The 23,011-nt window shown below is 66.4% G+C and carries 19 protein-coding genes; 13 read left to right on the top strand and 6 right to left on the bottom strand.

What is annotated here, in order from left to right; translation table 11 throughout:
- Window positions 1–30 precede the first annotated feature (30 nt).
- A complete protein-coding gene (locus F7O44_RS09285) occupies window positions 31–840 on the top strand; it encodes an ECF transporter S component (RefSeq protein WP_162449916.1) in 810 nt (269 codons plus the stop codon).
- Between the two features lie 220 nt (window positions 841–1,060).
- The gene (locus F7O44_RS09280) at window positions 1,061–2,320 is read left to right on the top strand and encodes an MFS transporter (RefSeq protein WP_162449915.1); all 1,260 of its coding nucleotides are present in this window, start codon (window positions 1,061–1,063) and stop codon (window positions 2,318–2,320) included.
- Window positions 2,321–2,553: 233 nt separating this feature from the next.
- On the opposite strand, the gene F7O44_RS09275 is transcribed toward F7O44_RS09280, so the two are convergent.
- On the bottom strand, window positions 2,554–3,564 hold the full coding sequence (locus tag F7O44_RS09275) for a LacI family DNA-binding transcriptional regulator (protein WP_162449914.1): 1,011 nt from the start codon (window positions 3,562–3,564) through the stop codon (window positions 2,554–2,556).
- A 270-nt stretch (window positions 3,565–3,834) separates the two neighbouring features.
- Between F7O44_RS09275 and F7O44_RS31705 the strand changes: the two genes are divergently transcribed.
- The gene (locus F7O44_RS31705) at window positions 3,835–5,343 is read left to right on the top strand and encodes an alpha-L-arabinofuranosidase C-terminal domain-containing protein (RefSeq protein ID WP_162450087.1); all 1,509 of its coding nucleotides are present in this window, start codon (window positions 3,835–3,837) and stop codon (window positions 5,341–5,343) included.
- Between the two features lie 96 nt (window positions 5,344–5,439).
- Here the strand turns inward: F7O44_RS31705 and gcvT are convergent, their stop codons facing one another.
- Window positions 5,440–6,525 (bottom strand): glycine cleavage system aminomethyltransferase GcvT, encoded by a 1,086-nt coding sequence (gene gcvT / locus F7O44_RS09265; RefSeq protein ID WP_222851206.1) that lies wholly within the window; start codon window positions 6,523–6,525, stop codon window positions 5,440–5,442.
- Window positions 6,526–6,832: 307 nt separating this feature from the next.
- Window positions 6,833–7,303 carry a VOC family protein gene (locus F7O44_RS09260; protein WP_162449912.1) on the bottom strand — a complete coding sequence of 157 codons (471 nt, stop codon included), beginning with the start codon at window positions 7,301–7,303 and terminating at the stop codon, window positions 6,833–6,835.
- A 53-nt stretch (window positions 7,304–7,356) separates the two neighbouring features.
- Here F7O44_RS09260 and F7O44_RS09255 point away from each other — a divergent pair, with 53 nt between their 5' ends.
- Together F7O44_RS09255 and F7O44_RS09250 are read left to right on the top strand one after the other, a co-directional pair.
- Window positions 7,357–8,250 (top strand): helix-turn-helix domain-containing protein, encoded by an 894-nt coding sequence (locus tag F7O44_RS09255; RefSeq protein ID WP_162449911.1) that lies wholly within the window; start codon window positions 7,357–7,359, stop codon window positions 8,248–8,250.
- A gap of 112 nt (window positions 8,251–8,362) precedes the next feature.
- Window positions 8,363–9,862 (top strand): leucyl aminopeptidase, encoded by a 1,500-nt coding sequence (locus F7O44_RS09250; protein WP_162449910.1) that lies wholly within the window; start codon window positions 8,363–8,365, stop codon window positions 9,860–9,862.
- Between the two features lie 74 nt (window positions 9,863–9,936).
- Here F7O44_RS09250 and F7O44_RS09245 read toward each other — a convergent pair whose 3' ends face one another.
- Complete coding sequence (locus tag F7O44_RS09245; RefSeq protein ID WP_162449909.1) at window positions 9,937–10,260, bottom strand: oxidoreductase; 324 nt, start codon at window positions 10,258–10,260, stop codon at window positions 9,937–9,939.
- A 251-nt stretch (window positions 10,261–10,511) separates the two neighbouring features.
- Between F7O44_RS09245 and lpdA the strand changes: the two genes are divergently transcribed.
- The 3 genes from lpdA to F7O44_RS09230 all read left to right on the top strand — a co-directional run bounded on the left by lpdA (window position 10,512) and on the right by F7O44_RS09230 (window position 14,802).
- Complete coding sequence (gene lpdA / locus F7O44_RS09240; protein ID WP_162449908.1) at window positions 10,512–11,897, top strand: dihydrolipoyl dehydrogenase; 1,386 nt, start codon at window positions 10,512–10,514, stop codon at window positions 11,895–11,897.
- Between the two features lie 153 nt (window positions 11,898–12,050).
- A complete protein-coding gene (gene sucB / locus F7O44_RS09235; RefSeq protein ID WP_162449907.1) occupies window positions 12,051–13,868 on the top strand; it encodes a 2-oxoglutarate dehydrogenase, E2 component, dihydrolipoamide succinyltransferase in 1,818 nt (605 codons plus the stop codon).
- 25 nt (window positions 13,869–13,893) lie between these two features.
- Entirely contained in the window at window positions 13,894–14,802 is a 909-nt protein-coding gene (locus tag F7O44_RS09230) for a TIGR01777 family oxidoreductase (protein WP_162449906.1), read from the top strand.
- A 155-nt stretch (window positions 14,803–14,957) separates the two neighbouring features.
- Here F7O44_RS09230 and F7O44_RS09225 read toward each other — a convergent pair whose 3' ends face one another.
- A complete protein-coding gene (locus tag F7O44_RS09225; RefSeq protein ID WP_162449905.1) occupies window positions 14,958–16,802 on the bottom strand; it encodes a protein kinase domain-containing protein in 1,845 nt (614 codons plus the stop codon).
- 299 nt (window positions 16,803–17,101) lie between these two features.
- Between F7O44_RS09225 and lipB the strand changes: the two genes are divergently transcribed.
- From lipB to F7O44_RS09210, 3 genes are all read left to right on the top strand, one after another.
- Window positions 17,102–17,776 (top strand): lipoyl(octanoyl) transferase LipB, encoded by a 675-nt coding sequence (lipB, locus tag F7O44_RS09220; RefSeq protein WP_162449904.1) that lies wholly within the window; start codon window positions 17,102–17,104, stop codon window positions 17,774–17,776.
- A gap of 63 nt (window positions 17,777–17,839) precedes the next feature.
- Window positions 17,840–18,775, top strand: a complete 936-nt coding sequence (gene lipA, locus F7O44_RS09215) for a lipoyl synthase (RefSeq protein ID WP_162449903.1) — start codon at window positions 17,840–17,842, stop codon at window positions 18,773–18,775.
- 97 nt (window positions 18,776–18,872) lie between these two features.
- Entirely contained in the window at window positions 18,873–19,586 is a 714-nt protein-coding gene (locus F7O44_RS09210; protein ID WP_162449902.1) for a DUF4191 domain-containing protein, read from the top strand.
- 151 nt (window positions 19,587–19,737) lie between these two features.
- Here F7O44_RS09210 and F7O44_RS09205 read toward each other — a convergent pair whose 3' ends face one another.
- Window positions 19,738–20,163: an RDD family protein gene (locus tag F7O44_RS09205; protein WP_162449901.1), complete on the bottom strand. Its 426-nt coding sequence runs from the start codon at window positions 20,161–20,163 to the stop codon at window positions 19,738–19,740.
- Window positions 20,164–20,423: 260 nt separating this feature from the next.
- On the opposite strand from F7O44_RS09205, the gene glnA reads away from it, so the two are divergent.
- Entirely contained in the window at window positions 20,424–21,848 is a 1,425-nt protein-coding gene (gene glnA, locus F7O44_RS09200) for a type I glutamate--ammonia ligase (protein WP_162449900.1), read from the top strand.
- Between the two features lie 295 nt (window positions 21,849–22,143).
- The gene (locus tag F7O44_RS09195; RefSeq protein WP_343073843.1) at window positions 22,144–22,842 is read left to right on the top strand and encodes an RNA polymerase sigma factor; all 699 of its coding nucleotides are present in this window, start codon (window positions 22,144–22,146) and stop codon (window positions 22,840–22,842) included.
- Window positions 22,843–23,011: the final 169 nt, after the last annotated feature.

Genomic DNA, 23,011 nt, shown 5'->3' with positions numbered 1-23,011 from the left:
TCACCCCCGCTGTCACCCGGGAACGTGCTCATGACCACGCTCAGGGATGTTCCGGCGCTGCGGATCATGCCGCCCAGCACGCTGGCACTGATCCTGGTATCCAGCATCGGGCTGGTCTCCTTCGGGTGGCCGCTGCTGGCCGCCCCTGACTCGGCCCTGGCCCACTCCGCGGATGCGCCCTGGCTATTCGCCGTGCTGCTGCCATTGCTACTGATCATCGTGCTCGCCCAGCTCACCGAAGGCAGCATGGATGCCAAAGCGGTGGCGCTGCTCGGGGTGCTCTCCGCCGTGGGCACCGGGTTGCGGATGCTCGGCGGCGGCGGTGGTGGGTTCGAGCCTGCGTTCTTCTTGCTGATCCTGGCCGGCCGGGCGCTGGGACCGGGGTTCGGTTTCGTGCTCGGCCAGCTGACCCTGCTGGCCAGTGCCATGCTGACCGGCGGCGTCGGCCCCTGGCTTCCATTCCAGATGATGGCCGCGGGGTGGATTGCGCTGCTCGCCGGCCTGCTGCCGCCGCTGCGCGGGCGCGGCGAGATATGGCTGCTCGCAGGCTACGGCGCCGTGGCTGGTCTCCTTTACGGCCTGTTGATCAACTTGTGGTTCTGGCCGTTCGTCTCCTTCGCGGACACGGCCATCAGTTTCGTGCCCGGCGACCCGCTCTCTGCGAACGCGGCCCGCTACGGCGCCTTCATGCTGGCCACGTCTCTCGGCTGGGATCTCATCCGGGCTGTGTTCACCGCGGCGCTCTGCTTGGTGGCCGGACGTCCAGTGCTCTCGGCGTTGCGCCGGGCGGCGCGGCGGGCCCGATTCCAGTCTCAGCCCCTAGCCGACAAAGAGACCTAGGTCACGCGTCATGCCTCGCCGGCCCGTACGTCTTGTTGGTATCGCGGGCGGTCTGCCGCCGACGCACAGGGGACGACGGACGTCCGGCCGCCCGCGAAATCCGTCCGCTGACCGCATGCCGAGATACCGCTGAGGATCTGCACAGCCACCTTGACATATAAACCGTCATGCTGTTGTCTCCCAGGTAAAGTAAAGGCTTCGGGGGGCGAGCGGAGTCCGCGTGCATTCTTACTCACACGGGGCAGAGGGCCCTCTACTACGCGACCCCGATCTTCGCCGGTATGTCGCCGCTCGGTTGATTTCTCTCGCTGGCACGTCGGTGACATTCGTCGTCATGCCGGTGCTGGTCTATAGCTTGACCAGCTCTGCCACATGGACCGCGATGGTGGCCGTAGCCGAGGGCGTGGCCTATCTACTCACCGGCCTTTGGGCGGGCCTGGCTGCTGACCGGTTCGAGCGTAAACGGGTCATGATCGGCACCGATGTAGGCGCCGCGCTCGTCCTTTTCACCATCCCGATCGCGGCATGGTTCGACCAGTTGACCGCTTTCCATGTGCTAATTGTGGCTTTTACCGCGCAAATGATCTTCGTATTCTTCGATGCCGCCAACCTCGGCGCGCTACCTACGCTCGTTCCACGCCGTAGATTGCCCTCCGCCAACTCGGTGATCGCCGGTGGCGGCACGGTCGTCGAAGCCACGGTTCCGGCCCTGACCGGCGCCCTTCTCGTGGTCATGAGCCCGGCCTCGCTTCTGGTCATCGACGCTGTGACATTCCTCGCCTCGGCGTTGCTCGTGCGGGCCATCATCCGGCCGCTGAACCAGGCCCGCACCGGGCCTCTGCGCGGCAAGGCCGCCATTGCCGAAGGTGTGAGCTTCATCGTCAAGCACCCGGTACTCCGGTATATGACGGTAATCGGATTCCTGGTCGCATTCAGCGGTGGTTCGCTGGTGGGGATCCTCGTCGTCTGGGCGGACCGTAACCTCGGCATCCAGGAAGGTGACTGGCGGCTCGGGTTCGTCTTCGCGGCATGGGGTGTCGGCGCCGTCATCGGCAGCTTCCTGATGTCTCGTCTGGTGTACCGCTTCGGTGGCGTACGCACCGCGCTGATGTGCCTACCAGCCACCGGCGTCGGCGGCGTGATCACCGCAACCTCGACGTATTGGATCGCCGGAATGGTCGCCCTCGCCGCTTGGGGTGCGGCTTACATGGTGGTCGCAGCCAACTCGGTCACCTTGCGACAGCAGGTCACGCCGGAACCGTTGATGAGCCGCGTCATGACGGTCGGGCGGATGACCTCCTTCGGCGCGGGCTTTCCGGCGGGCGCGCTCGTGGTCGGACTGCTCGCCGACACCATGGACACCGGCTCGGCCTTGCTCATCTGTCAGGTGAGCATCGCCGCCGCCACCGCGATCGCCTGGCTGTCGCCGCTGCGCACGGCACCACGCCACCTCCCCATGCCGGAAGACGCAACGACCTGAGCAGCCCCGCGAGGCCGGGCGCCGGAAAACGGCGGGCCGCAGCCGCGGGCCCCGTGGAGATTGACAGTGTCTGGTGCCGCCGTCTAACTTTTAACGTTACAAACTCAAGGTCAGTGGCTCCAGGTTGGCCACGAGCCGCGGAGACGGAGCTGCGGATGATACGTGCGAGCTCGCCGGCGCCTAGGCGTCGGTACCGTTCGGGCGTTGTCAGGTCAGGAATCAAATGTGAACGCTCACACACTCGTGGACTCGCGCATCACCACGCGGTAGTCGCTGACCAGCTCCGTCGGCTCCGCGGCCGTGCCGGCCTTGGCTATCCGGGCCGCCAGCAAGTCGACGGCGGCCGTCGCCATCTGGACATGATCCGGGGCGACGGTCGACAGAGACGGAATGCTGTACCTCGCCTCGAGCACGTCGTCGAAACCGATGACCAGCATGTCGTCCGGTACACGCACGCCGGAGTCGGCGAGCCGGCGGAGCACACCGAACGCGAGCGAGTCGTTGGCGCAGAAGACCGCGTCGACGTCGACGCCCGAATTGATCAACATGCCCGCCACACGCGCGCCTTCCGGCATAGAGAACGACGCCGTCCGGAACAGCAGGCGGGAATCGAACGCCAGCCCGGCCCCTTCCACGGCCTCGCGATATCCGCGCACTCGCAGCCCCGACGCCCCGATCTCGCTGAGCGACTCCGGAGACCCGATGAAGGCGATGCGGCTGGCGCCCTGGCTGATCAGGTGTTCCACCGCGCTCCGCGCACCCTCGACGTTCGGCATCGCGACATGAGGGACCGGTCCGTCGAATATCCGCTCTCCGAGCAACACCACGGGGTACTCGACGTTGAGCAGGTCAGCGTCGGCAGGACCGAGCCCGACGGTGCTGAGCAGCAGCCCGTCGTACAGCCGGATCCGCGATGCCGCGAGTGCCTCGAGCTCGTTCTCCCGGGATGCGCCTGTCTGCTCGACGGCCACCCGGAAGCCACGCGCAGCCGCGCGTTCGATCACCAACGCCGCGAGCTGGCCGAAATAGGGACGATCGATCTCCGGCACGGCGAGGCCGATGGTACCGGTGCGGCCACTGCGCAGGTTGCGGGCGGCGACGTTGACCTTGTAGTTCAGCGCGTCGATCGCCTCCAGAACCCGCTCCCGGGTGCCCTGCTTCACGTGCGGATGGTCGTTGATCACATTCGACACGGTCATCAGCGAAACGCCCGCGGCACGGGCCACGTCGTGCATCGTCACCATCGGCGATCTCCTCGCTTTCGGCCTGCCATGGTCGCATTCTCGCAGCGCTTCCGCCAAAGTGCGGACAGCCAATCGACAGCCCGCCCGTGGGGCGCGCTAGCGGCGGTGGCGGGTGCTGACTCCCAGAATGGTCCTCTTCGTGAACATGCCGCGCCACATCGTGAAAGGCCTGGTGAGTAGCAGTGTGAAGTCGTGAGCGTGCGGAGCGAGACGTCAGATTCACAAGAGAACATGCAGGAAAATGAAAGGACTCACGTGTCGAAATCGATTATGAAGGCCGTTGTCAATGTCGACGTCGGAGGTCCCGCGATCAGCCGGCACCTCTACGGCCATTTCGCCGAGCATTTGGGCCGGTGCATATACGACGGTTTCTATGTCGGCGACGATTCGCCGGTTCCCAACGTCGACGGCATCCGCACCGACATTGTCGCGGCACTGCGGGAGCTGGAGATACCTAATCTGCGCTGGCCAGGCGGGTGTTTCGCCGACGAATACCACTGGCGCGACGGAATCGGCCCGAAGGAGTCACGGCCGAGCATGGTGAACACACACTGGGGCAACGTCGTCGAGAACAACCATTTCGGTACGCACGAATTCATGCAACTGTGCGAGATGCTGGGCGCCGAGCCGTACATCTCGGGCAACGTCGGCAGCGGAACAGTGCAGGAGATGAGTGAGTGGGTGGAGTACCTGACCCGCTCCGGAGACTCCCCGATGTCACGCCTGCGACGAGAGAACGGGCGCGATGATCCGTGGAAGGTGCGGTTCTGGGGCATCGGCAACGAGACCTGGGGCTGCGGTGGCAACATGCGCGCCGAGTACTTCGCCGACCTCGCCCGTCAGTACGCCACCTACTGCAAGAACCACGACGACAACACCCTCTACCGGGTCGCGTCGGGCGCCAGGGACGACGACTACTCCTGGACTGAGGCACTGATGAAGTCGATCAGCTGCCTCGGGTGCGCCCAAGGGCCGCGCGACATTTATCAGGCGCTGTCCTTCCATTACTACACGGTGGCGCCTACCTGGGAGAACAAGGGCAGGGCGACGTCGTTCAGCGACGACGAGTACGAGCTGACCATGGCCAAAGCGTGGCGGATGGACGAGATCATCGCCGGTCATTCACGCGTCATGGACTGCTACGACCCGCAGGCCCGGATCGGACTGGTGTGTGACGAGTGGGGCACGTGGTGGAAGGCCGAGGATGGCACGAACCCCGCGTTCCTGTATCAGCAGAACGCCTTGCGGGATGCCCTGGTGGCCAGCCTGCACTTCGACATCTTCCACAAGCACGCCAGGCGGCTGACCATGGCCAACATCGCGCAGACGGTCAACGTCCTGCAAGCCATGGTTCTCACCGACGGCGCACAGATGATCCTGACCCCGACGTACCACGTCTTCGAGATGAACAAGGCACACCAGGACGCCACCAACCTGCCCCTGCACGTGGTCCAGCCCGGGCAGCGTCGCACCGCCGACGGCCGGGAGTTCGAAACCGTCTCGGCCTCAGCCAGCATCAAGGACGGCCAGATCCTGGTATCGGCGACCAATCTGGCGCTGGAGGGTGACGCCCGTATCGACCTCGACCTGCGAGGCACGACGTGGACCCTGGGCGAGGGCCGGATCCTGACCGCACCGTCGGTGCAAGCTCACAACACCGCCGACGACCCGACGGCCGTCGCGCCAAAGAAGTTCGACGGCGCCGACCGCGACGGAAATACCCTCGTCATCGAGGTCCCGGCACATTCGTTCGTCACCGTGCAGCTCAGCGTCGATTGACGCGTGGAGCGTCGGCCAGCCACGCGGCCAGTGGTGCCTCCGGCTCAATGGGTCACTGACCCGTTGCCGGAGGCGCCGCGCCGCGGACTCCCCCCGTCAGGACGGCGACGTCTTGACGAAGGGCGGACGGACCACCTCGAACGTCTCGGACCGGCCGCGAATGTCGACGCTGACCTCATCACCCTCACTGATGCTGGAGGACAGCAAGGCCAGTCCGATCCCCTGCCGCAGCGTAGGCGAGAACGTTCCGGAGGTGACCTGGCCCACCTCGGTGTCGTTCGCGGACACCGTCATGCCCGGGCGCGGAATGCCGCGACCCGTGGCGCGGATACCCCGGAGCCGCCGCTGCGGGCCGGCCTCCTTCTCGGCCAGCAACGCATCACGTCCCCAGAATGTCGGCTTGGACCATCCGACGGCCCACCCGGAGCGGCCCTGCAACGGGCTGATGTCCATAGACAGGTCCTGGCCGTGAAGGGGGTAGCCCATCTCCGTCCGCAGCGTGTCGCGGGCGCCCAGCCCACATGCCTGAATGCCGCGCGGCTCCCCGCCGGCCAACAGGGCATCCCATACCGTGCCGGCGTCGTCCCAGGGAACCAGCAGTTCGTAACCGCGCTCACCGGTGTAGCCGGTTCGGCACACGGTGATCGGGATGTCGTTGTACTCCGCATCGACAAAGGTCATGTACGAATGCCCGGCCGGTATCCATAGCGATGAAAGCACTCCGTCGCAGTCCGGCCCCTGCAGCGCCAGGATCGCGTACCGCCGGTGGTCGTCGCGTACCTCGACGCCCTTGGGCACGGCTTCGGTAAGCCGGCGCGCCAGCTCTGAGCTGTTGGCGGCGTTGGGGACGAGGAGGAGTTCGTCGTCCGAACGCAGATAGACGATGAGGTCGTCGACGACGCCACCCGTCTCGTCACAGCACAGCGTGTACTGGGCCTGACCAGGCTCGATCTTGTCCAGCGCGTTGGTCAGGCACGAGTCCACGAAGTCACGGGCGCCAGGGCCACGGACAGACAGCTTGCCGAGATGGCTGACATCGAACAGCCCGACGCCCTCACGGACGGCCGTGTGCTCGTTCACCACGCCCTCGTACTGCAGCGGCATCTCCCAGCCGCCGAACTCGGCGAACTTCGCTCTGAGTTCCACGTGCCGGTCGTACAGGGCGGTCCTGGCGGGTGTCACAGCCACCTACTCCTTCACTCGTCTGCGTCTGGTCCGGTAGCTCATCCGGCTCCGTCCGGCGGCGCCTCGCGGATTCCCGGGCGCCCGTCGGACCACACCCCGCACCCTAAGGGTCGTCGCCCGCACAACGCCATCGCAGCGCCCGAAAGAGGTGTCCCATGGCACGCTGGGTACACGCCAGAAACCGTTCTTGCGGCCGGATCAGCGTGTATCCAGCGTGCCATGGCTCACTTCGGTCGGCGATGGTCGAGGGGCCGGTCGCACGGACGCGTGGCGGTGCACGGGCACCAGCAGGTGAGCAAGCGGGTCAGGACGTGCCGGCAACCCACTCGCTGACACGGCGCTCGGCCTCCTCGGCAGGCACATCCTCGACCCTGGTCATGATCGCCCACCGCCGCCCGTGTGGGTCCACGATGCTGCAGAAGCGATCGCCGGTGACGAACGTCTGAACCGGTTCCCGCACCGTTGCCCCGGCCGCGACGGCCCGGGCGAACACGGTGTCGACGTCCTCGCAGTACAGCGTCAGCGATGCGGACGCGCCGTCCGGCGACGGCGGGATCAGGCCGAACTCCGGACTCGGGTCACTCAACTGCAAGATCGAATCACCGATCCGGATCTCGGCGTGCGCCACCGTGCCGTCCGGGTTGTCATGGCGGCTGATGACTTCCGCGCCGAACACCTGCCGGTAGAAGTCGATCGCGCCGGATGCGTCCGAGCAGACGATGAAGGGGGTCAGACTGTGATAGCCGTCAGGGATGGGGTTTACCGTAGTTGTCATGGCTGACACTCTGATCGCCGCCGTCCGCCGGGTCTTGTAAGAACGCGACACCCATGGATCCCACTACTGCCACGGCGATGCCGGAGCCGGCGGCGGCCACCGCGCCTGGTCACACCACGAGCACCAAAGGGCTGCTACTTCAGCACGAGCACGGTGAACACCTTTCACTCCGCCGCTACCCTGCCTCCGCGCGCACCGGGCGATTCGTGGAACGGTACTGGTCAGTGCACTGGGATGTCCGGGACCAACCGGTCTACGAGGTCCAGCTGATCCCCCATCCGTGTGTCAATGTCTCGTTCATGCCCGGGCCCGGCTGTGAGATATACGGCGTGGTCAGCCGCAGCGCCTCCCGGCAGCTGTCCGGGGCGGGCGTGGTCTTCGGAGTCAAGTTCCGTCCAGGCGGATTCACCGCCGCCACCGGGCACACAGCGTCGGCGCTCACCGATCTGGCGATACCGATGCGCGACGTGTTCGGGCCTGCCGCGGACGACCTCACGGAGGCCGTGCTCGCGACACCGGCCGACACCCAACGCCTGCAGCTTGTCGACAGTTTCCTCGAGCGTGTGCTGCCCCGATCGCACGACGGCGCCTACGATCTGACGCTCCGGATGATCTCCACCATGCTCGACGATCGCTCGATCACCCGGGTGAGCCACGTCGCCGGCCACCACAACGTCTCGGTCCGCACAGTGCAGCGGCTGTTCCACCGGTACGTGGGAGTTGGCCCAAAGTGGGTGATCCGGCGCTACCGCATGCACGACGCAGCTGAGCTGCTGAGCAGCGGCGCTACCGACCCCGCGGACCTCGCGGTGCGGCTCGGGTGGTTCGACCAGGCACATTTCGCGCGAGACTTCCGGTTCCTGGTCGGCATGTCGCCGGGTGAGTACGCGTCCGTATGCGCCGCCGGCATCGATCACGTCGCACGGCGGACGCCGCGTAAGTCGTAGGCGCCCGCCTGACCGAACAACTCGCCCGATGTTGCTTCACTCGCCATCGGGCCGGCAACAGGCGCGGAGTAGCATCGACGTTCGACCTTGCAGTACTACGTCAGGGAGAACCGTGAGCGCCGTTACCTTGTCCTCTGCCAATCCGACCGGACTGAAGGTCGACGCCGTCGTCATCGGCATTGCCGCCAGCGACAACGGCATCGTTCTCCAGGCCGGAGCCGAGCCCGTCGACAAGGCTCTCAAGGGTTCGTTGGCGACGACGTTGACGCAGCTCGGCGCCACCGGTGCGGCCGACGAGGTCACCAAACTCCCTACGATGGGCAAGGCCAAGGCGCCGGTGATCGTGGCGGTCGGGCTCGGCTCACCAGGTGAGCCCGGCACACCGGAGCACCGCGAACAGCTTCGCCGGGCCGCCGGCGCGGCTACCCGTGCGTTGGCCGGCACCGCGAGCGCGGCCTATGCCCTGCCGATCGACGGCGAGGCCGACGCCGCCGCCATCACCGAGGGTGTGCTGATGGGCGCGTACTCTTTCGACGAGTACAAGACGGGCGACACCAAGACCCCTGTCGGCGCGGTGACCGTCGTCGGCCCCGGTGTCAAGGCCAAGGCAGTCAGGGAAGCCGTTGCCCGCGCCGAGATAGTCGCCACAGCGGTGAACCGGGCGCGAGACTGGATCAACACACCGCCGCGCGACCTCGGCCCCAAGGCCTTCGCCGACCTCAGCACCAAGCTGGTCAAGGGAACCAAGCTCAGCATCGAAGTGCTCGACGAGAAAGCCCTGGCCAAGGGGGGCTACGGCGGCCTGACCGGAGTAGGCCAGGGTTCTGCCAATCCGCCGCGGCTGGTCCGCCTTTCGTACCGGCCCGCGCGGGCCAAGAAGCACGTCGCCCTCGTCGGTAAGGGAATCACCTTCGACACCGGAGGCTTGTCCCTCAAGCCGAGCGACGCGATGAAGACCATGAAATGCGACATGGGCGGCGCCGCGGCTGTGGTCGCTGCCACACTCGCCATCGCCGAGCTGGCTCCGAGGGTGGCCGTCACCACCTACGCCGCCATGGCCGAGAACATGCCGTCCGGCGAGGCGCAGCGCCCCTCGGATGTCATCACCATCTACGGCGGCAAGACCGTCGAGGTGCTGAACACCGACGCCGAGGGCCGTCTGGTCCTCGCCGACGCTTTGGTCAGGGCCAAGGAGGACGAGCCGGATGTGATCGTCGACGTCGCCACACTCACCGGAGCAGCCGTCGTCGCCCTCGGCACCCGGGTGTCCGGCATCATGGCGAACAACGACGACTTCGCCACCCAGGTACAGGCCTCTGCCCAGGCGGCGGGCGAACACATGTGGCCGCTGCCGCTCCCCGCCGAATTGCGCGAGAAGCTGGATTCGCAGATCGCGGACATCGCCAATATCGGCGACCGTCAAGGCGGCGCGCTACAAGCCGGACTGTTCCTCAAAGAGTTCGTGGACGACGACGTCCCGTGGGCACATCTGGACATCGCCGGTCCCGCCTTCAACGAAGGTCAGCCCTTCGGCTACACCCCGCAGGGTGCTACCGGCGCCGCAGTGCGGACATTGGTGAAGATCGTCGACGACGTCGATCACGCAGGCTAACGGTGATCATGAACACTTAGTGGCCATACTCGTTACCAAGTGTTCATGATCATGAAAGCGGGCGCCGGCGCTCGTCAGACGCCGCGTCCGCCGGTCTTGCGGTTCCACTCCCGCATCCGCTGCGGGTAGCCGACCACCTGGGCGTCGTATGCAGGGATGCCGAGTTTGCGCGCGAGGTCGTGTGCGGCGTCGGAGTCCTTCACCCGCCGGCGGGTCCACTCGCCGTCATGCGCCACCAGCACCACGGTGGTGGCGGTCATGGTGGTGGGCGGCTCGACGAACGCCTCTACCCCGTGGCGGGAGCTGGCGAACTCCTTCAGGTGCTTGGAGTCGGCGTCGTCGGCAGCACGGTCCAGGCTGCCTTCAGCGCTCTTTCGCCGCCGGCCGAACCATCGCATCCGCAAAACCTCCGTCATCCGCTTCGAACACCGACACTATCGCTTTCACTATGTCGAATCCCCACCCACGTGATCAGCGGCCGCGTAAATGGGGCGCGCTCTGTTTCCCGTGGCTCCCGAATGGATCCCACACGCAGGTCGCCGCCGCCCGGATGGGAGGATCGACGAAGCGTGAACGTCCGCACCTTCGAGGAGCTGGCGTTCGAACACCACCGGATCATAGGTGATCACGGAAGGGACGGGAGCAGATGATGGCTGAGGCGGGCAACTTCGACGTCGTTGTCCTCGGGGGCGGAAGTGGTGGCTACGCCGCGGCGTTTCGCGCGGCCGAACTCGGACTCAGTGTCGCGCTGGTCGAGAAGGACAAGGTCGGCGGCACGTGCCTGCACTACGGCTGCATTCCTACCAAAGCTCTGCTGCATGCCGCCGAGGTCGCGGACGTCGCGCGCGGCAGCGAGAAGTTCGGCGTCAAAAGCACCTTCGAGGGTGTTGACGTCACCGGAGTCAACGCCTACAAGGACGGCGTCGTCGCCCGCCTGTACAAGGGGCTGCAAGGCCTGGTCAAGGCGAACAAGGTGACGCTGATCGAAGGTGCCGGCAAGCTGGCCGGACCCAACACCGTCGAGGTCGACGGCACGCGGTACACCGGCCGTCACGTCGTGCTGGCCACCGGCTCGTATGCCCGCACCCTTCCCGGCCTCGATATCGACGGGCACAAAGTCATCAGCAGCTACGAAGCCCTGACGCTCGACCGGGTGCCGGCGTCGGTCGTCGTGCTCGGCGGCGGTGTCATCGGCGTAGAATTCGCCAGCGTATGGCGATCGTTCGGCGCGGAGGTGACGATCGTCGAGGCGCTGCCCCGGCTCGTACCAGGCGAAGACGAGGCCTGTTCGAAGACGGTCGAGCGCGCGTTCCGCAAACGCGGCATGACCATCAAGACCGGTGCCCGGTTCGCCGGAGTCGAGCACAACGAGAACGGCGTGGCCGTGTCGCTGGAGGGTGGCGAGGTGATCGAGGCCGAGCTCCTGCTGGTCGCGATCGGACGCGGCCCCGTGACCGACGCACTGGGCCTCGCCGATGCCGGCGTCCAACTCGACACAGGCGGGTTCGTCACCACCGACGAGCGGCTGCGCACCAGCGTGCCCGGCACATACGCGGTCGGTGACATCGTCGCCGGACTGCAACTGGCCCATCGCGGGTTCGCACACGGCATCTTCGTCGCCGAGGACATCGCCGGGCTCAACCCCATACCGGTCGAGGACACCGGCATCCCCCGCGTCACCTACTGCGACCCTGAAGTCGCCTCCGTGGGGCTCTCGGAGGCCCAGGCCGTCGAACAGCTCGGGGCGGACAAAGTCACCACCTTCGACTACAACCTTGCCGGCAACGGCAAGAGCCAGATCCTCGGCACGCAGGGGTTCGTTAAGCTCGTCCGGGAGAAGGACGGTCCGGTTCTAGGGGTTCACATGGTCGGTGCCCGAGTGGGTGAGCTGGTCAGCGAAGCGCAGCTCATCTGCAATTGGGAAGCGCTGCCGGACGAGGTCGCGCAGCTCATCCATGCTCATCCGACGCAGAGCGAAGCACTCGGCGAGGCCCACTTGGCGCTGGCCGGAAAGCCCCTGCATGTCCACGGGTGAACGCGTCCGCTCCCCGCTGGCCGGGCGTCCCACTGATGTGTCCCCGGTCACAGGATGCCGTGTCGAGGCGAGAACCGTTCACTTATACGCTCTTCATCAGCTGATACGTTCACATAGGCTCATGGTCGAGAGAGACTTTCGAGAGGAATGACGATGGCAACCTCTGTCACCCTGCCCGCACTCGGCGAGAGCGTCACCGAGGGCACTGTGACCCGCTGGCTCAAACAGCCCGGCGACCAGGTGGCCGTCGACGAGCCACTCCTGGAGATCTCCACCGACAAGGTCGACACCGAGATCCCCTCCCCCGTCGCCGGCACCCTCCAAGAGATCAAGGTCGCCGAAGACGAGACCGTCGAGGTCGGCGCCGAACTCGCCATCATCGGCGACGACGGCGATGCGGGAGACAGCGACCAAGCTGCCCAGCAGCAGGAACAGCTGGCCGAGGCCGAAGCAGAGTCGGAGCCGGAAGCTGCCGAGTCCGAGCCGGCTGCCGAGTCAGCTCAGGAGCAGCAGGAGCAGCCGCAGGAATCCGCTCCGGCCTCGTCCGGTGGCGGCACACCCGTCACGCTGCCGGCCCTCGGCGAGAGCGTCACCGAGGGCACTGTGACCCGCTGGCTCAAACAGCCCGGCGACCAGGTGGCCGTCGACGAGCCACTCCTGGAGATCTCCACCGACAAGGTCGACACCGAGATCCCCTCCCCCGTCGCCGGCACCCTCCAAGAGATCAAGGTCGCCGAAGACGAGACCGTCGAGGTCGGCGCCGAACTCGCCATCATCGGCGACGACGGCGATGCGGGAGACAGCGACCAAGCTGCCCAGCAGCAGGAACAGCCCGCCGAGGCCGAAGAAGAGTCGGAGCCGGAAGCTGCCGAGTCCGAGAAGGCAGCCGAGCCCGAGACGCAGGCGCCGCCGCAGCCTCAGCAGCCGACTGAGAAGAAGGAAGAGCAGCCCGCCGCCCAACAGCCCACCAAGAAGCCGGAGTCCCAGTCGGCCACGGCTCAGACGGGTGGTCGGCACCAGGCCGCTCAGGCGTCGTCCGACGACGGAAAGCCGTACGTCACACCGCTCGTACGCAAGCTGGCGGCTGAGCACGGCATCGACCTGTCGACGGTGACCGGCTCCGGAGTAGGCGGACGGATCCGCAAGCAGGATGTGCTGGCCGCCGCTGAAGAAGCCACCGCGGCCCAGGCCCAGCCCGCTGAACCGGCCGCTGCTGACGCTCCCGCCGCGCCCGCTCCGGTCGAACCGTCGCCGCTGCGCGGCACGCGACAGAAGATGAGCCGGGTCCGCAAGGCCATCGCCGCGCACATGGTCGACTCGCTGGCCACATCGGCTCAGCTGACCACGGTGGTCGAAGTCGACGTGACGCGTATTGCCCGGCTACGTGATCGCGCCAAGGCCGACTTCCAGAAGCGCGAGGGCACGAAGCTGTCGTTCCTGCCCTTCTTCGCCAAGGCCGCCGTCGAATCGCTGAAGGTGTATCCGGTCGTCAATGCCAGCGTTGACGGCGACGAGATCGTCTATCACGATGCTGAGAACCTGGGCATCGCCGTGGACACCGAACGAGGCCTGATGGTTCCGGTTGTGAAGAACGCCGGCGATCTCAACATCGGTGGCCTGGCCCGGCAGATCGCCGATCTCGCCGAGCGGACGCGGTCCAACAAGCTCAAGCCCGACGACATCTCGGGTGGCACGTTCACGCTGACCAACACCGGCAGCCGTGGCGCGCTCTTCGACACCCCCATCCTCAACCAGCCTCAAGTCGGCATGCTCGGCACCGGGGCCGTCGTCAAGCGGCCGGTGGTGGTCACCGACGACACTGGGTCGGACAATATCGCCGTACGGTCCATGGTGTACCTCGCGTTGACCTACGACCACCGCATCGTCGACGGCGCCGACGCCGCCCGCTACCTCACCGCGGTGAAGCAGCGACTCGAGGCGGGCCAGTTCGAAGGAGAGCTGGGGCTGTAAGGGCAACAACCGAGTCGCCTCTCCCATGCGTATCGCGATCAGCGGCTCCAGCGGCTTTGTCGGAACGGCGCTGCGGACATCGCTGGTTCAGGACGGACACGAGGTGCTGCGGCTAGTCCGTCGCGCCCCGGCTGGGCCGGACGAGGTGCGCTGGGACCCCGTCGTCGGCGATATCGACCCGGCGCCCCTCGAGGGCCTGGACGCCGCGGTCAATCTCGCCGGCGCGGGGGTAGGAGACCGCCGGTGGACCAAGGCGTACAAGACCGAACTGCGTCAAAGCCGGGTCCGCGCCACGACGCTCTTCGCCCAGACACTCGCCGGCCTCGACGCTCCACCTCGCGTGTTCGTCTCGGCGTCAGCACAGGGCATCTACGGAGCCGACCGTGAGGACGAGTATCTAGACGAAGACTCCACGACCGGCCAGGACTTCCTGGCACGGATGTGCCTGGACTGGGAGGCCGCGACAGCACCGGCCAGGGATGCCGACATCGCCGTGTGCCATCCCCGCTTCGGGCTGATCATGGGTGCCTCCGGCGGTGCGTTCAAACGGCTGCACACACTGGCTCGGCTCGGCATCCTGGGTCCGCTGGCCGGCGGACACCAGTTCTGGAGCCATATCTCGCTCACGGACACGGTTCGCGCCCTGCGTTTCCTGATCGAGCAGAGCGGCTGCGTGGGTGCATTCAACATCACCGCCCCCGAGCCGGTGAGCAATGCCGAGTTCATCCGGGTGCTGGCGCATGCGATCGATCGGCCGGCCATCTTGCCCGCACCATACTTCGGCCTGCGTATTGTTCTCGGTGAGTACGCGAAGTACGTCGCCGGCAGCCTACGAGTGGTGCCCAACCGCTTGGTTCAGAGTGGTTTCCGGCATGAGCACCCTGATGCCAGGTCAGTGGTCGCCGCCGCACTCTCCCCGAACACCCCGCCGTGATCATGAGTCATTCTCCGCGCCCCGGCTGCGTGATCATGTGCGGGATCCGGTCGCTCTAGCAACGCGAATCTGCTCACGATCACGGGGGGTGGGGCTGAAATCTGCTCACGATCACGGGGAGTGGGTGGCGGTGGGTAGCGGTGACTGGCGGGGCATTAGCCGAAGCGCCAGGTGGGCGTGGCCGAGGTGTCGTCGGCGATAGGAACCAGTTCAGCGGACCAGGTGTCGTCTTCGATACCTTCCTTCGGGTCGACCACTTCACCGTCGTTGTCCACCAGCTCGTAAGGCGGCAACCGGTCGGAGATCTCGAGCACCACTGTTCCCCCGTGCTGCTCGATCAACTCGACGTCAATCACCTCGAACGAGAGATTCTGCGGGCGGACGTCGTGATCGGCCCATTCCTGCATCAGCTCTACGTCGCGGATGAGGCCCTCGCTGGTGGGTGCGTACACCTGGCACAGCAGTTCGGCGTCGACCTCTTCGAATGCTTGCGAACGCAGGCTGTAGAGACGCTGTACCTCTTGCGTCCAGTCGCTGACCTCAGGCGGTTCTTCCTCCGGTGCCGGGCGTGGTCCTCCGCAGTATTCTCCTTGTCCGACGTCGACAGACTCCGGGTTGCCCAGCCCGGCTTCGGGGAGCTCGTCGTCCTCCCCGCCGAAAATCTGCATACCAAGAATGACGGCACCGGCCACCAGCAAGAGGACCACCAGCCCGCTGGCGACCTTCGTCATATCCCCTTTGCTGGGCCGACGGCTGCCGCTACGGCCGCGCGAACTGGAGGCAGCCGTTTTGTCCGGCTCTGCCGATCTCGCCGCTTGACGGCGCTTGGCGGGCTCTTCCGCTGGCCGAGACCGCTCGGGAGGTCTCACCTGGTCTCCACGGGCCGAACGACGGCCTCGGGCACGGTGTCCGCCGGGTTCGGTCGCGGGGCCGGGGTCGGGGTCTGGCCGTGGCGGCTCGTGGTGCGCCGGCTCGGCGCCGGCGACCCCGCCGAACTCCGATGTCTCGCTCCCGGATGTGTTTCCTCGCCGCGCTCGCCGGCCGGCCGGCGGCGCCGCGACCTGCCGCATGTAGGCGGTGACGTCGTCCAGTTCGTCCGGCGAGGTCAGCTCTGGGTCGAAATCCGGTGCCGGCCGGGGCGCCGGATCGGGCGACGGTGCTGATGCCGGCGCCGCCCCGGCCAGGGGGTCGGCGAAGGGGGGTGCTCCGAAGCCCGGTGGGTGGGTGGCGGGAGGAGGTTCGGGCTCGCTCACCAACTCGACGGGCTCTGGATCGGCGATCGCGTACAAGGCATTGACCAGCGTCTCGGCCGCGGGACGGCGCCCGACATTGCGGCCGATGGCGCGGGTGATGACCGCTTGTGCGGCTGGGGCCACGCCGGTGGCGAGCAGATGCTCTGCCGACGCCGCGAACAGCCGGTCGGCGGAGACCGGCCCGGTCAGAGCCACGACACCCATCGCCGCGATGCTGTACACGTCGGCCGGCGGCGCGAACCCGACACCAGAGACGACCTCAGGCGCGATCGTCGGCCCGCTCAGATCAACCTGTCCCCCGATCGAAGCGATGCCGATGCCAGCCAGCATCGGCCGGCCGTCGTGGGCGAACACGATCTCGTCTGGTGTGATGGCACCGTGCACGATTCCGTGCTGGTGAATCTCGGCCAGGGCCTCGGCGATGGGAGCACACGCCGTGACCATTTCGCCAGCAGGCAATATGCGCCGCATCATCAGGATGTCCGCGAGACTGCCGCCTTCGGCCGGCCCGAGGACCAGCACCGGCCCCGCAGGGCTGTCCACCAGGTCGATCACCGGGATGACGTGCGGATGCTGGAGCGCGCGCATCACCAGGATGGCGCTGCTCAGTCCGGCTTTGACCGTGCTGGGGTCGCCCTTCACCAGCCTGAGGGTCACCGGATTCCCGGTGGCGTCGTCGGTACCTAGCCACATTGACGAGTTCGCTGATCCCAGCCGCCGTACGGCGGTGTAACCAGGTACGCGCAACGGCCCCTCCATAGCCTCTATGTTTCCAAAGTTCGGCGTTTGCCGCCGCTTGAGATCAACTTTCGCGTGACTATTTCGGTGCAGGGAAGGTTTCTCTGACCTCTACAGACCGCTGTGGTAGCGCTCAGCACCAACTTTGACGTATTTCGCCCCCAGTTACCAACCGGAGTCCACCGGGAGGAGCTCGCGCCGGGCTCCCGGCACGGCCGCATCGTCGTCTGGAACCTGTTTTCGGAGCCGGGTGGTGCGTGATGCAAGCCATACAGCCCCGGCCGGTTACGGGCATAGGCTCAGTAGGTATGAGCAACGTCCGGGTGATCCAGCACGACGCGCCGGTGCCCTACGAGGACGCGTGGGCAGAACAGCGACGCTTGCACGCCGCCAGGGTCGCAGGTGAGATCGAGGACACTGTGGTGCTTCTCGAACATCTTCCCGTCTATACCGCCGGCAAGCTCACCAAGCCACACGAGCGGCCCTTGATCGATGCCGGCGCGCCGGTGCTCGACGTCGACCGTGGCGGCAAGATCACCTGGCACGGACCGGGCCAGATCGTGGGCTACCCCATCGTCGCGCTCCAGCGGACCTACGACGTCGTCGCCTACGTGCGCCGCGTCGAGCAGCTCATGATCGACGTCTGCGCCGAGTTCGGGCTGGCCACGGAGCGCATCAAAGGCCGCAGTGGCGTCTGGGTGCCGGCCGACCAGCACGGGCCGGCCCGCAAGGTCGGCGCCGTCGGCATCCGGGTGGCACAGGGCGTCACCATGCACGGCTTCGCCTTGAACTGCGACTGTGACCTCAGCTGGTACAACCGCATCGTGCCGTGTGGGATATCCGATGCCGAGGTGACATCCATCTCCCGTGAACTGGGCCACCCCGCCACCGTGGCTGATGTCCTGCCGAAGGTTCTGGGGCATCTGGGTGTGGTTCAGGAAGGTGAACCCGTCGCGCAGGAGGAAGAGCCGGTACCGCGATGAGCCCGACGAAGCCACGCAAGACCGCAGTAGCTGCCCCGTCCGCCAACCTCGTAAGGTGACAACGTGACTGTCGCACCGGAGGGCCGACGCCTGCTGCGCCTCGAAGCGCGCAACAGCGAGACGCCTATCGAGAAGAAGCCGTCCTGGATCAAGACCAAGGCCACCATGGGTCCGGAATACCGGGAACTGCAATCCCTCGTGAAACGCGAAGGCCTGCACACCGTCTGTCAGGAGGCCGGCTGTCCCAACATCTTCGAATGCTGGGAGGACCGCGAGGCCACCTTCCTCATCGGCGGCGACCACTGCACCCGGCGCTGCGACTTCTGTCTGATCGACACTGGCAAGCCGGATGAGCTGGACCTCGACGAGCCCCGCAGGGTGGCTGAGTCGGTTCAGGCCATGGGTTTGCGTTACGCCACCGTCACCGGTGTCACCCGCGACGATCTCGATGACGAAGGCGCCTGGCTCTACGCCGAGACCGTTCGCCAGATTCACCAGCTCAACCCGAACACCGGTGTGGAGATCCTCACCCCGGACTTCTCCGGCAAGCCCGACCTGCTCCAGCAGGTCTTCGACGCCAACCCCGAGGTGTTCGCGCACAACGTCGAGACCGTGCCGCGAATCTTCAAGCGGATCCGGCCGGCCTTCAGCTACGAACGCTCGCTGGAAGTCTTGAGCATGTCGCGCGCCGCCGGCATGATCACGAAGTCGAACCTCATTCTCGGCATGGGCGAGACTCGCGAGGAGATCTCGCAGGCACTCGCTGACCTGCACGACGCCGGGTGCGACCTCATCACCATCACGCAGTACCTGCGCCCGTCGCCACGTCATCATCCCGTCGACCGTTGGGCGACGCCCGAAGAGTTCGAGGAGCTCGGCGCAGAGGCGACCGAAATCGGCTTCGCCGGCGTCATGTCCGGTCCGCTGGTGCGCTCGTCGTATCGGGCCGGCCGGCTGTACCGGCAGGCAATGGCCGCTCGGATGGCTCAGCCCGGCTGACCCAGCGCCCCGCTTCCGGCGCGCCGCCGGTCGAGCTGACCCGATTCGCCCACTGACCGGCGCTCGCAACCCCGCGAGCTGTTAGTAGGATTCACGTATGGCGCGTAAGAAGGACCAGGAGCCCACCGAGAAGAAGCCGGGCCGGATCGCACAGATCAAACAGACCTACAAGATGGCCAGGCGGTCAGATCGGTGGGTCGGCTGGATCACGCTCGGCTACATGCTCGGAGTCTTGGGCTTGGTCGTGCTCATCGGCCTGCTGCTCGGCCCGCTGTGGATGTGGCTCATCATGGGCCTCCCGTCCGCCCTGCTCGCCGGTGCCATCGTCTTCGGCCGTCGTGCGGAACGCGCCGCGTACGCACAGATCGAGGGGCAGCCTGGCGCAGCCGCGGCGGCACTCGGCACCCTTAGGCGTGGCTGGGACACCACACCCGGTATCGGCGCCAACCGCTATCAGGACGTCGTTCATCGGGCGGTCGGCAAGCCCGGCATCGTGCTCATCGGTGAAGGCGAGGTCCCCAGCCGGGTGAGCAATCTGCTGGCGCAGGAGAAGAAGCGCCACGCCCGGGTCGCGCCGGAAACGCCTGTCTACGACATCGTCGTCGGCCGCGGCGATGGTCTCGTCCCGCTGCCCAAGCTGCCCAAGCATCTACGCAAGCTGCCGAAGAATCTCCGCGGCGCCGAGATCACCGAGCTGCGCCACCGGCTGCGTGCGCTGGGCACCCAGCCGGTCGGTATGCCCAAGGGCCCGCTCCCCAAAGGCATCAAGATGCCCAGCGGTGGCCCTCCCCCGCCCACCAACCGTCGCTGAGGAACGCCGCGACTCCTCGGGCCCCTTGTGGCGTCCGGTACATGGAGTCTCTCCTTGCCCAGCAGACTCGGTCGGAGCGAGGCTTCGCCCGGTGGGCTCCCTCGCTGATGCCCACCACGCCATGGAGAGACTCCATGTACCGGACGGCCGTTCAGCGAGACTCCGGTCCGTTCACAGCGGCGGTATTGGCGGCCAGATCGTGCAGACCACGCCGGTCCTTGTCGAAGATCAGCGGCGGGATGATGAGCAGGATCAGCGCCGTGCGCAGCGCCGCCGCACCGATACCGACCCTGCCGCCGGACAGCCGCACGATCCGTAGCCTGAGCATCCACTGCCCGATGCTTGCACCGGTCAAGGCCGTTGCGAGCCATACCAGACCGAACCAGCACAACAGCGGGAGCCATGTCAGCCCGGCCTCGACGTCCCAGACCTGACCGCCCACGATGATGAAGGCGGCGACGTTGGCCAGGATCCAATCCACGATCAGCGCCGCGACCCGCCTTCCCCACGTAGCAGGCGAGCCGGGACCAGTGGCGGGAAGTCCGGAACGGGAAACAGAAGGATCGTCGGTGCTCACTCCTGCGAGCTTATCGGCCAACTCAGGCGACGCACGGCGCGGGCTGACGCTGACTCGTCACACAGCCGAAGCCTGACCTCTCCGGGGCGGCCTCTTCACACGTCAATGTTAAAGCCGCACACTGTGGCGTAACACTCATGAAACAATTGAGACACGAGGGGGAAATCCTGCCCTCTTACCGTCCGTGGCTATCGAGAGCACGTCGGTCAACGCAGACCGTCGAACCCGGCCAATCCTCGCGCGGCGCGAAGGAGAAACACATGTTCACCAACGCCGACGAGCTCCTGAAGTTCGTCAAAGACGAGGGCGTCGAGTTCATCGACGTCCGTTTCTGTGACCTTCCTGGGGTCATGCAGCACCTCAACATGCCGACGGAGGCGTTCGGCGCCGATTCGCTGGCGGACGGCGTCATGTTCGACGGTTCGTCCATCCGTGGTTTCCAAGCCATCCACGAATCCGACATGAAGTTGATCGCCGACCCCGCCACGGCGTTCGTCGACCCGTTCCGCAAGGCCAAGACGCTGGCGCTGAACTTCTCCATCGTCGACCCGTTCACGGACGAGCCGTACAGCCGGGACCCCCGCAACATCGCCGCGAAGGCTGAGGCCTACCTGGCCAGTTCCGGGCTGGCCGACACCGCCTACTTCGGCCCTGAAGCGGAGTTCTACGTCTTCGACGACGTCCGGTTCGAGACCCGCGAGAACGCCGGGTATTACTACATCGACTCGATTGAAGCCGCGTGGAACACCGGCCGGGACGAGGACGGTGGCAACCGCGGCTACAAGACCCGGTACAAGGGTGGCTACTTCCCCGTGCCGCCCACCGACCACTACGCCGACCTTCGCGACACCATCGTCAAGACGCTGATGGGTGCCAACTTCGCGGTGGAGCGTTCGCATCACGAGGTCGGCAGCGCCGGACAGGCCGAGATCAACTACCGCTTCGACACCCTGCTGCACGCCGGTGACCGGCTGATGCTCTACAAGTACATCGTCAAGAATGTCGCGTGGGAGGCGGGCAAGACCGCCACGTTCATGCCGAAGCCCATCTTCGGCGACAACGGCTCGGGTATGCACTGCCACCAGTCGCTGTGGAAGGACGGTTCGCCGCTCTTCTTCGACGAGCTCGGCTACGCCGGGCTCTCGGACATGGCTCGCTGGTACATCGGTGGTCTGCTCAAGCACGCGCCGTCGCTGCTCGCCCTGACCAACCCGACGGTCAACTCGTTCCACCGCCTGGTTCCGGGTTACGAGGCTCCGGTCAATCTGGTCTACTCGCAGCGCAACCGGTCGGCCGCGGTCCGGATTCCGATCACGGGCACGTCCCCCAAGGCGAAGCGGATCGAGTACCGGGTCCCCGACCCGTCGTGCAACCCGTACCTGGCCTTCTCCGCCATGCTGATGGCCGGCATCGACGGGATCCGTAACAAGATCGAGCCGCCGGAGCCCGTCGACAAGGACCTCTACGAGCTCCCGCCCGAGGAGTACGGCGACATCGCCACGGTGCCGGCGTCGCTCCCCGAGGCGCTCAATGCCCTCGAAGAGGATCACGGCTATCTGCTCGAGGGTGATGTCTTCACCGCCGATCTGATCGAGACCTGGGTCGACTGGAAGCGCACCAACGAGGTCGACCCGATCCGTCTGCGGCCGCATCCGCACGAGTTCGAGCTCTACTTCGATCTGTAAGGAGAGGCCCGCACGGCCCTGAGCCCGGTGGCCCAGCTCATGACCAGCCTGAGCGGCCACCGGTTACGTTCAAAGGCCCGTGTGCGACGACGATTGTCGTTGCACACGGGCCTTTGTGTGGGCGATGCTCCGATCACCCAAGCGGCGCTCCGCTTCTTTGTCGAACTTGGGGGGCCGAGAAGCGAAGCGCCGTCCCCCGTGGGATGGGAGTCCCCGGCAATGCCGTGAACGTTCCCCTTTGTATGAATGAGGGGCATAGCGCCCCGATCAGCACGCGTCGCGGCAAATTTTCTGTATGAGTTATCGACACGTCGCCCCATCGAGGGTTTTTTCTCTCCTTTCGTCCCATATTGCGAGTACACACGCAGGCGCTTCACCCTCGACACTGCGGGAACCCCGGATGACCGGCGAAGGGCGTCACGGCAGGGTCAATCATGTGACTCATGGGGTGGGAGTTGAGGTTGAATGCGCGGCCCTCGATCGGATCCGCGCTGGCGACGATGACGCTGTCGATACGGTCTACCGGGAGATTGCACCGCTAGCCCGGCAAACCGCGAATCGAATCTTACGCGATCACCACGCGGCTGATGACATGGTGCAGGAGGCCTTCTACCTCGTTATCCGTGCGATTCGGGCCGGGCGCGGCCCCACTGACTCGTTCGAAGGTTATCTCCTCTCCACGGTCCGGCGCCTCGCCTACCAACACTGGACGGCCGAGCGCCGAACGATATGTACGGACGACATCTGGTCCGAGCACTTGGTCGACGCCCCCACCGTGCCCACGCCGCAGTCCGATCTGGTGGGTGCGGCCTGGGCGAGCCTGCCACAGCGGTGGAGGAGCATTCTGTGGCTCATCGAGGTCGATCGCTACGCACCGGCGGAAATCGCCCGTGAGCTGTCGATGAACGCCAACGCGGTCTCCAGCCTCGCTAGCCGGGCGCGATGCGCGCTGCGCGCCGCCTATCTCACATTGGCCTGCGACCTCAGCGACTGATCTCGTCCCTGGGAGCCGGACGCTCCCCTGTTCTGGACGTCCGCTCGGGCATACACGGCCTTCTACGGGCACGGCCGTGGCTCGGCCTCAGTGAAGCATGGGGCGGGGGGGGGGCCCCGAACGGGGGTGACCCGCCCCCCCCACACCACAGCATTTCAGACCCCCAACC

This window comes from Phytoactinopolyspora mesophila (assembly GCF_010122465.1).
Classification (GTDB): domain Bacteria; phylum Actinomycetota; class Actinomycetes; order Jiangellales; family Jiangellaceae; genus Phytoactinopolyspora; species Phytoactinopolyspora mesophila.
The sequence above is the reverse complement of the archived record's forward strand: the minus strand, read 5'-3'. Positions and strand labels throughout refer to the sequence as shown.